This window comes from Kitasatospora sp. NPDC057542, from assembly GCF_042801945.1.
Taxonomy (GTDB): Bacteria; Actinomycetota; Actinomycetes; order Streptomycetales; family Streptomycetaceae; genus Kitasatospora.
On record NZ_JBHVFE010000458.1, the window covers coordinates 1 to 7,123 of the forward strand.

General features: G+C 69.8%; 7 protein-coding genes. All 7 read right to left on the reverse strand.

The window, feature by feature from the left end; all coding sequences use genetic code 11:
* Positions 1-35: 35 nt before the first annotated feature.
* Positions 36-809, reverse strand: a complete 774-nt coding sequence (locus ACFU7Y_RS36345; protein WP_380770913.1) for a diguanylate cyclase domain-containing protein — start codon at positions 807-809, stop codon at positions 36-38.
* Between the two features lie 818 nt (positions 810-1,627).
* Entirely contained in the window at positions 1,628-1,981 is a 354-nt protein-coding gene (locus ACFU7Y_RS36350; protein ID WP_380770914.1) for a hypothetical protein, read from the reverse strand.
* A 99-nt stretch (positions 1,982-2,080) separates the two neighbouring features.
* A complete protein-coding gene (locus tag ACFU7Y_RS36355) occupies positions 2,081-2,461 on the reverse strand; it encodes a hypothetical protein (protein ID WP_380770915.1) in 381 nt (126 codons plus the stop codon).
* Positions 2,462-2,715: 254 nt separating this feature from the next.
* Positions 2,716-3,270: a hypothetical protein gene (locus tag ACFU7Y_RS36360; RefSeq protein WP_380770916.1), complete on the reverse strand. Its 555-nt coding sequence runs from the start codon at positions 3,268-3,270 to the stop codon at positions 2,716-2,718.
* 242 nt (positions 3,271-3,512) lie between these two features.
* On the reverse strand, positions 3,513-4,121 hold the full coding sequence (locus tag ACFU7Y_RS36365; RefSeq protein WP_380770918.1) for a hypothetical protein: 609 nt from the start codon (positions 4,119-4,121) through the stop codon (positions 3,513-3,515).
* Positions 4,122-4,473: 352 nt separating this feature from the next.
* Complete coding sequence (locus ACFU7Y_RS36370) at positions 4,474-5,070, reverse strand: hypothetical protein (RefSeq protein WP_380770919.1); 597 nt, start codon at positions 5,068-5,070, stop codon at positions 4,474-4,476.
* A gap of 469 nt (positions 5,071-5,539) precedes the next feature.
* The gene (locus tag ACFU7Y_RS36375) at positions 5,540-6,505 is read right to left on the reverse strand and encodes a hypothetical protein (protein ID WP_380770920.1); all 966 of its coding nucleotides are present in this window, start codon (positions 6,503-6,505) and stop codon (positions 5,540-5,542) included.
* Between the last annotated feature and the right edge of the window lie 618 nt (positions 6,506-7,123).

The window sequence follows — 7,123 nt, forward strand, 5'->3', positions numbered from 1 at the left end:
CCCCATGTGGGGTGCCCGGGCGGAGTGTAGGACCGCTACACGTCGCGGGGCGCTGCGGCGGTGCGTCCCCGACGACCGGAGCCCTTGGCCTCGTACATCGCTTGGTCGGCTGCGCCGAGCGCCCGGCTCAGGCCGCCTGTCACCCGTGCCGAGCCCGCCGAGACTCCGACCTTGAGCGTCAGGCCTCCATGGCTGACGGGGGCGGTGATCGCGTCCCGTAGGACATTGACGCGGCCCGGCAGGCGGGCGTCGTGTGTGGCCAGGATGACGAACTCGTCGCCACCGAGCCGTGCGGCACTCTCCTCGGGGCCGAGCCAGTGGGCGATCCGATCTCCCACGGCTGCCAGCACGGCGTCACCGGCCGCATGCCCGAACCGGTCGTTCACCGGCTTGAACTCGTCCAGGTCCAGCAGGACGACGCTGTATCCGCGTTTGGTCGTGCGCAGCAGTTCGGCCGCGTGGCGGGTGAAGGCCTGGCGTCCGGCGAGACCGCTGACCGGGTCCGTGCGGGCCTCGGCAAGCTCGGCGTGCAGCTGTTTCCGTTCCTGGGTCAGCTCTCGTATCTGGTCGTCGCTCGCGACCAGCCGCTGACGCAGTCGCCGGTTCGCCTCCAGCAGGCGCCGGACGGTCTCACGCAGGGCTTCGATCCGTACGGCCGCCGGAATCCGGGCCAGAACCATCGCCCTGGCGGCAGCAACCGTGAGGGTCTTTCCACCGTCGCCGGGAGCAGCCTGCGGGGAACCGGCCGGCGCGGCCCGGCCGCCAGTGGCAGCGGCGGTGGGCGTGGCCTGGTGGGAACGTGCGGTCACAACCCGAGGCTGAGTGACTCGCGGGGATGCGACTGGAACCTTCGAACGCGCGTGTGCCATGGTAGAGATCCACCTCTCCTGAACCGGAGTTGAGGACCCCGCCCCGGGGTGTGGTCACCGTCTGGCCAGATGAACAACCACACACCGGGGCCGCGGGCCCCGATCAGTGGCCTCCCACACAGCCGCGCCCCTGGCATCTTCCCCACGACCGCCGCACGCTGCGGGCCAACCCGGGCAACGGGACGGCATGACACAGACCAGGAGGCCAGGGGAAGGGAAAGCACCGGGGCCGAACGACCACGCGGGAGCCACTACGGAACCTAGACACGACACCCGGCCAAACAACCCCCCACCCACACTGACTCACCGCGAAACTGCACAGACACACACCGCAGCAAGACCCCTGCCACCCGGCCAGCCAGCGCCAGCACCCGGCGCGACACCGGAACCGACCAGCGGCCGCTCCACCATCGGTAAGCGGTAGCTGCTGAAACGGGACGCAGGAACCGGGACGCGGAGAGTGACACGTTGCAGGAACACACCGACCCGACCGCTGGTGGGGAACGTAGCGAGGCGGGGCGGCGAGTCAACCCCCGGATGCCCAGAGCACGCAGTGCTGGCAGCCGGCGAGGTGGTCGTTCTGGGCAGGGTCCGTTCGACCGCCCGCATCAGTGCCGCTGTCGGTGCCATGGAGCGCACCTTGCCTCGGCCTGGGGCCGGGGCTACCGGCGGCTCTCCCGGAGGAAGCACGACGTCTCGCTCCCGCCGGAAGACGGAAGCGAGACAGTCCTGGCACATCAGTGCAGTTCTTCAGCTGCTCAGCGCCGGTCAAGGGTGCCGATGGGGTGAGTGCCCTCCGTCAGGTTCCAGCCGTGGGGCTGATACTTCACAAGCAGGGCGTCCAGCCAGACCGGCCGGGGCTCTGGCTTGAACGAGTCGCGCGGCAGGACATCGACGTCGACACGCTCTCCGCGGTCGTCGTGGCAGATGGCGAGGCCCTTGAGGTAGTAGTTCTGGCTAAAGCCCGTGTATTCGAGCTTGAGGATGTCGACCTGCAGCGGACCCGTGTCGGTGTGGATGAGCGCGTAGCTCTCAGGGATGGCGAGCGAGAGCACATAGCTCTGGTGGCTGATTGCTGGCGCGCTGAGGGACGATGACTTGGCGAAGGACATGGCAGTCTCCAGGTCGGAATGCGGAGTTGGATGTCGGAGGTACTGGGTGGGCGTCCAAGCGGTGCCCACATGCCAGGCGGAGGCGGTGCGGGTAGGCGGTCACTGCTGGCCGCCGTCCTGGCCAAGCACCGCGCGGGCCACGGCGAGGGCATGTTCGCAGGCCTCGGCGCCGTCTTGGCCGGTCTCGGCGAGGTGGAGCTGGTAGGCGGCCTCATTGGACAGCCAGCCGTCGGGCAGGTCCCCGCTGACGGGGTCGGTGGTGAAGCGGCCCCGGCCGCAGTGGTTCATGTAGATCAGGTCGTGCTCTGTCTCGAAGTGCTGGCAGGCGGTACAGACAGGTTGTTGTTCCTGCTGCGGGGCGGGTACGAACGTGCGCGGGTTCTCGCCGGGCCTGGACGTGGTGATCCGGATCGTGCCGTCCGGGCTGGCGGTGACCGTGGCCTGGTAGTTGGCGATCGCGTGGGCGATGGCGCCGCGCACGGCGGCGCGCGATGTCAGCGGGCTGTCCGGCCCGGCTTCGGTGTGCCGGTAAGCGGGGTGGGTGACTGTGCGGGGCCCGACTTCGCGGTGAGCGTTTGGAGCCTGGCCAGCGCCGAGATCTGTAGGCGAAGCCCCGTCGGGTCCGTTTTGGGGGGTCGGGCGTTCGATCACTGTGGTCGTCCTCGTCTCGTGTGGCGGGGCTCGACTTGGCCCCGTTCGGGGTGGTGCAGCGCGTGCTGGTTCTGCTGGGCCGGTCAGATGCGGGAGGTCGCCGAGCTGCCGACCAGCGCGACGATGGACTTCCTGAGCGGAGGATCGATGTGGGTGAAGCCCCTGCGCGCCACGGCGAGGTAGTACCAGTGGCCGGACGGACTGGTGATGTGCACGACATCGCCGACGGACACCGAGCGGAGGTCGCAAGGCCACTCCACGCCCTTGTCGTCGGTGTCCTGGCGGTTACCGATGTCGAAGGCTCGTCCGGCAGCGGACAGCAGGTCCTGGGCGGTGACCGTGAGGATCAGCAGAGGGCTTCCCTCGGCCGGACTGGCCACTGCCAGCTCATGGCCATCCTGGAAGCCGTCGAAGTTGACCATCCTTCCCTCCGGGCCGAGGGCAACGTTCAACAGGACCGCGACCCGGTACTGGCCGGGACCGGGAAGGGCAGGGGCGGGGCTTGACGTGGCGCTGAGCATTTCCGCGCCCGGTTGACGGGGCGCCGCCAGCCGCAACGCCGCCAGGTGGCGCTGGTTGGGGCGTTCGGGCAGGGCGGCGCGCAATAGGCGGGAGAGTTTGTCGAGGAAGGAGGGCACGGTGAACTCCACTTCAGGGGAGGGATGCCGGGTCGTGGGTGTGGCGTGGCTGCCGGTGTTTCGGGTGCGGGCCGGGCACGCGGCGGCGTAGGCCGGCTCTGGCCTCGGGTCTCAGAGGCTCAACTGGTGTGCACTGTAGGGGTGGTTGCTGGCGGATCAAGGACTGTCCGCGTCGGGTTTGGCCAGCTACGGGCCTGCCGGTACCCGCTCCCCCGCTGTGCCGGGGAGCGGGTAGCGGCTGATCAGCCGGTTTCGGCCGTCGGGTGGACGGCCCAGGGACCGGTGGTGCCGGGGTCCAGGCGAACGCGCAGAGGGCCCTTGCCCGGGACAGGGTTGCGCAGGGTGAGCTCGACAGCCACAGGCGGCAGGATCTGTTCCACGGCGAGCACGGGCGTGTTCCGTACGTAGACCCCCGGGTGGCCGATGCGAGTAGCACCGACGGGGTCGGCGAAGCCGGTGTAGGTGTTCTGCGGGTTGCTCCCTGACGGTGCCCCCGCGGTGTCCGGGATGAGTTGCTCCGCCCTGGCGGTGGGGTGGTTCTGCAGAACCGCCACGACTCCCGCCACCACGGGTGCGGGATCCGTGTCACCGGTGGTGCTGCTGTCATAGGCGACAGCGAGAACGTCGCCTTCCCGGTTGCGGAGCAGGACCTGGTAGCCGGCGAGATGGGCGTCGGATCCGGTACCCGCATCGGAGCAGCAGATGGTGAAGTAGCTGCCGCCGGGTGCAGGCACGACGACCTGGTCGTCGGCCGCGGTGCCGCTCGAGACCTTGGCTTCGGCGGTGAGGCCGGCTGCGCCGAGGGCGGCGAGCACGGCCGACAGCTGCGGGTACGGACGCTTGATGTTCATGGATGCTGGTGCCCTTCGGGTAATTGAGTCGGTGCGGGGCGCGGGGTCCTGTGCTGGGCCGCTGGGTTCCGCGTGGGCGGCATGCTGCGCAGCCTCGGTAAGTAGCGGACGGCGTCGGCTTGCTATGGCGTCTCGGTACTCGGGCTGGGACGCGGGGCGCACCGTAGTGGTGTGGAGGAACCAGTCAAGTCCGGCTGGCCACCCGGTCCCGAGGACCGGACTGGCCACCTCGGCTTGCGGCTTGATGGGGCGGTCGGTTCTTCGTAGGCAGCACCGTCGGAGGCGGCGGCCGAGTGGGCGCGGCCCCGCGAAGCACGGGGCCGCGCGTACGGTCGTCGTGGTGGCCCGGCCGCTACCTGCAAGGTCGGCGACCGATCGAGTTCGCGTAGGCGACGAGTGCCTGACGGGCTTGGACCGCTCCGGTGTGGTTCGCAACCTTCGCGCCGCCGTCGTGGACAAGTTGGGCTCGCAGGATTCGTCCGCTGCGGGCACCGACCATGATCGAGCCGCACAGGGACTGCGGTCCCGCTTTGGCGTCAAGGTAGATGCGCCACGCACCGCGGTAGGGCTTGGAGGATGTCGGGTGCAGGCCGGCCTCGGCTGCCAGTGCGAAGACCTGCTCGGTGAAGTGCGTCGCGTGACCGGGGTAAGACGTGGCGGATTGCACGGTGGGGTTCGCGGATGCTTTGCCCGTGCCATTGCAGTGGCCGCACTGCCCGTCCTGGTCGGGGTGCGCACGGTGGCAGCTGCTGGCTTCGGCTTCAGCGAGCTGGCGCATCCAGTCCGCCTGTCCGGGCTGCAGCTCCAGGCGGTGCTGCTCCCCGCTCGCCGTGGCGGTGATGGTCAGCACTACTGCGCCGGACGTTTCGTCGGGGTCGGTCGGGTAGTCCCGGAACAGCTCCCGGAGGGCACTGGCGGCCAGTCGTACCCGTTCGGCGGTCGCGTTCATCGGTTTCTCCTTCTGGTGGGCGCGTCAGCACTGGCTTGGTGGGCTTCTGCTTGGGGTGCTCTGCCTGCCCTGGCTTGGCCCGGGCTCGGGGCGCGGCACGGTCCGCACGGTAGGGCGCTCGGGCGGGCGTTCAAGGGGGTGAGGGTCGGCCTGGGGATCGACCCAGATGTCGGCGAGCGCACCGGCATCGGCTGGCTGTCTGCGTGGATGGGCTTGGGTGTTGGCCCCTGTTGCCATGGGCCATGGCGGCGAGAACCCGGTGGTGGGAGTGCTCGCGGTCGTCAGGGTCGGCGGCGGAGGGCTGACTTCCTGACAGGTCTTGCATCTTCGATCCGCCCTGCGCCTTCCCTGCTGTGTCATGAGCTTCGGGCCTGGTTGGACAAGCGCGCTCTGCCATCGGCGAGCCGCGCAGCGAACGGGCGCTGCGCGACCCGGTGGTCACGGCGTGGGTGCCCCTGTCGGGACTGGGTCAGACCGCCGCTGCGACGGCGGTCGGCGCCGTGTTCGGCCCACTGGCCGCGGCCGCGCGGAGCGCGGCGCTTCGGCACACCGTGATGGTGGTCGGGTCCTCGCGAACCACACTCCAGCCGGCCGCTGTGAACGCCACCGCGTGCGCGGCCGACAGGGCGGTGGCCAGCTCCCGGCCGTGCCCTTCCGCGTAGGCGGTGTCCGCCGCGGTCACGCTCACCCGGTCGTACAGCGCGGCAAGGTCGGTGGGCGGGTGGACCCGATGTCCGATCGTGCCAAGCTCGGGGTTCTCATGGGAGAACCCGCGAGTCCACAGCAGGTCCCGCGCAGCCTGGCACTCGGTGGTCTCCGGGCTCAGTCCGTCGCGTTCCCCGGCCGGCCACGCGTTCTCGCGCACCAGGACGCCGTAGCCGACGCCGTACAGGCTGGGCGCGTCCTCGTTGGCGTTCAGGCCCTGGGCGCGCAGCACGGCTATGGCGTCCCGGACCCGCTCCACCTGCGTCGCGTGGGAGAACGTCAGGGCGAGCGCGTCCGATACGGCCACGATGCGGTACAGGTCTGGAATCTCCCAGTACGACGGGAGTACACCGGCCCGGGACAGGCCGTACTGGGCGAGAGTCTGCGTCAAGTCCTTCGCGAGTTCGTGCGGCTCGCCGGACACGAGCAGGGACTGCAGCCGCCGCGTACGGGTGCGCGAGGACTCGGAGAGGGCCACTGTGAAGCCGCTGTCGCGTAGCAGTCCAACGCATTCGTCAAGAACGCGATTGCGCATGCTTCGGACAGTCTGGACCCGGCGGGCCGGTAGAGCGGCTTCGTCGGTGGCCCCGTCCTCGAACCACTCCACGATCACCTCGGAGGGGCTTTCGCGGGGTGTGACGACGGCGCCGACGGTGCAGCTCCGATTCCTGACCTGGTGAGCCTCTTCGGAGGAGAGGTCGGCGCAGGTCATCTTGGCGTCGGCCAGCACCTCGAGTACGGCCCGGACGGCCGGGAAGCTGACGTGTTCGGGGAGGCAGCCGCGGACCAGAAGTGATAGTGATTCGGACATGACATCTCCAAGTTGAGGAAGGGATGGCATCGCAGCCACACCACCTGGAGGCGTGGCGGCTGGCGTGGGCGAGCGTTTGATGTGGCGGGCCAGCACTGAGCCGTAGCCCGCGTCCGATCTGGTACGCAGACCTCGTCGGCGTCGCTGGCGCCCGGCGGAAGCAAGGGGGACGGTAGCGGTCTCGCAGAGCTGGTCAACCCTCTTCGGCCAGGACTGCACTGCCCTGGAGTAAGGCCCGGCGCGCTGTCGGCGGCGGCCGGCTCTGCCGCACCGGGCGCATCGAACCATGCAGATGCCGTAGTCAGGATGGAAGCCGAGGCGGCCGTACCAGGAAGCAAGGATGCGGTCGGACAGTCCGCGAGGGTACTGGCTGCCGCCGGTCTCCGAACGGAGCAGATCGCGGGCAAGCGCGATCTGGATACTCGGCAGTGGCTGAACCGGACATCGGGCTGGGCACGGATGGGCGGGCTGAAGGCGCGGGCGCTCAGAGCTGCTCGGCGCCTTGCACGCCGGTGGCCGCCCCAGCAGACGGGGCTC